The organism is Pseudomonas sp. NFACC37-1 (genome assembly GCF_900101575.1).
In the GTDB taxonomy this organism is placed as follows: domain Bacteria; phylum Pseudomonadota; class Gammaproteobacteria; order Pseudomonadales; family Pseudomonadaceae; genus Aquipseudomonas; species Aquipseudomonas fluorescens_AA.
In genome coordinates, this window is sequence record NZ_FMUZ01000078.1 from 1 (window position 1) to 2,573 (window position 2,573).

General features: G+C 64.0%; 1 protein-coding gene. It reads left to right on the plus strand.

Translation table 11 applies throughout. The annotated features are described in order from the left end of the window. Positions 1–2,573: AMP-binding protein (locus tag BLP82_RS29855; RefSeq protein WP_139198015.1), on the plus strand; the 2,573-nt coding region annotated here is incomplete at both ends.

Sequence of the window (2,573 nt, forward strand, 5' to 3'; positions counted from 1 at the left end):
TGCGCCAGGTCGGCCTGAGTGCCGATGTGCGGGTGCTGTTCAGCCAGCCGACCCTGGCGGCGCTGGCGGCGGCCATCGGCAGTGGCAAGGAGATTGCGGTCCCCGAAAACCTGATTGCGGCCGACTGTGAACGGATCACGCCGGCCATGCTCACGTTGATGGCGCTTGAGCAGGAGACCATTGACCGGATCGTCGCGACGGTGCCGGGCGGTGCGCGCAACGTACAGGACATCTACCCGCTGGCGCCGTTGCAGGAAGGCATCCTTTATCACCATCTGGCCGCCGAACAGGGCGATCCCTATGTGCTGAAGATACTCTTCGATCTGAAGCGTCGTGACCGGCTGACAGCCTTCGTCGATGCACTTCAACATGTCATCGACCGCCACGACATCCTGCGTACCAGTGTGGTGTGGCAAGGATTCGACACACCGGTACAGGTGGTCTGGCGTCAAGCGCAGTTGACGGTGGAAGAGGTGGTGCTGGCAGACGCTGCGGGGGATATCGCGACACAGTTGCAGGACCGCTTCGATCCACGGCATTACCGTCTCGATATCACCCGGGCCCCCATGCTACGTCTGGCTTTCGCGCAAGATGCGGTCAATGGGCGTTGGGTCGCGGTATTGCTGTTCCATCACATGGCGCTGGATCACACCGCCATGGAGGTGGTGCAACACGAAATGCAGGCGCATCTGCTGGGTGAGGCCGTTCCACTGGCGGCGGTGCCATATCGTAACTATGTGGCGCAGGCCCGTCTGGGTGTGAGCGAGCAGGAGCATGAAGGGTTCTTCCGCGAGATGCTCGGTGATGTCGACGAGCCGACCTTGCCGTTCGGTGTGCGGGAAGTACAGGGCGACGGAGGGAATATCGAGCAAGCCCGCCGGCCGCTCGACGGGGCGTTGAGCCTGCGTCTCAGGGCTCAGGCCCGTCAGTTGGGCGTCAGTGCCGCCAGCCTGGTTCACCTGGCCTGGGCACAGTGGCTGGGTCGCGTGTCCGGCAAGGACGACGTGGTATTCGGCACCGTGCTGATGGGCCGGATGCAAGGCGGCGACGGTGCCGACCGGGCGCTGGGCATGTTCATCAACACCTTGCCGTTGCGCGTGGAGGTGGGCACCCAGGGTGTGCGTGAGGGGGTGAAAGCCACCCACGCCCGACTGACCGGCCTGTTGGGCCATGAACACGCGTCCCTGGCCCTGGCCCAGCGTTGCAGCGGCGTGGTCGCGCCGATGCCGCTGTTCAGTGCCTTGCTCAACTATCGCCACAGCGCTGGCCTGGCGAGTTCGAGCCAGGCGCTGGCCGGCTGGGAGGGCATCGAGACCTTGAGCAATGAAGAGCGCACCAACTATCCACTGACCTTGTCGGTGGACGATCTGGGCGAAGGTTTCCACCTGAGCGCGCTGGCGGTGCCGCAGATCGGCGCTCAGCGGGTGTGTGATTCCATGCATATTGCCCTGGATAACCTGGTGGAATCCCTGGAACAGGCGCCGTCGACGCCGTTGAACAGGCTGTCAATTCTCTCGCCTGCCGAGCATCGGCAGGTGGTGACGGGTTTCAACACGACCGGGCGTTTTTATCCGCAGGACCAGGCGGTCAGCGGCCTGTTCGAAGTTCAAGCCGAGGTCCGTCCCCATGCCATCGCCGTGGTACAGGATGGGCAATGCCTGACATACAGCGAGCTCAACGCCAGGGCCAACGGTCTGGCCCGTCATCTGGTCGGCCTGGGCGTACAGCCGGGCGATAGCGTGGCGCTGGGGCTGGCGCGTTCGATCGAGCTGCTGGTCAGCCAACTGGCGGTGCTCAAATGCGCTGCCGTCTACGTGCCGTTGGATGTCAGCGCGCCTTTGGAACGCCAGCAGTTCATGATCGAAGACAGCGGGGCGCGGGTGCTGCTGACCCTGAGTGCCACGACCGCGACGCGAGGCCCTGTGCGTGTCGACCTGGATACCGTCGAGCTTGACGAGTCCGCCGATAACCTCGACCTGACCCAGAGCGCCGAAGCGGTTGCCTACATCATGTACACCTCCGGTTCTACCGGCACACCGAAGGGTGTGCTGGTGCCACATCGGGCGATCAACCGCTTGGTGATCAACAACGGCTACGCGGATTTCAACGCCCGGGACCGGGTGGCGTTCGCTTCCAACCCGGCCTTCGATGCCAGTACCCTGGATGTCTGGGCGCCGTTGCTCAATGGCGGTTGCGTGGTGGTGGTCAATCAGGACGTGCTGCTGGACCAGGCGCGCTTTGCCGCGCTGTTGACCGAGCAATCGGTCAGCGTGCTGTGGATGACCGCTGGCCTGTTCCACCAGTACGCCGACGGCATGCTGCCGGTGTTCAAACAGCTGCGCTACCTGATCGTGGGCGGTGACGTGCTGGATCCGGCGGTGATCGCTCGGGTCCTGAAAGATGGCGCACCGCAGCATCTGCTCAACGGCTATGGCCCGACGGAAGCGACCACGTTCACCACCACGCACGAAATCCGTAGCGTGGGCGAGGGGGGGATTCCGATTGGTCGTCCCGTCGGCAACAGTCGGGTCTACGTGCTGGATGCGAATCAGCACCCCGTGCCGGTGGGTGTG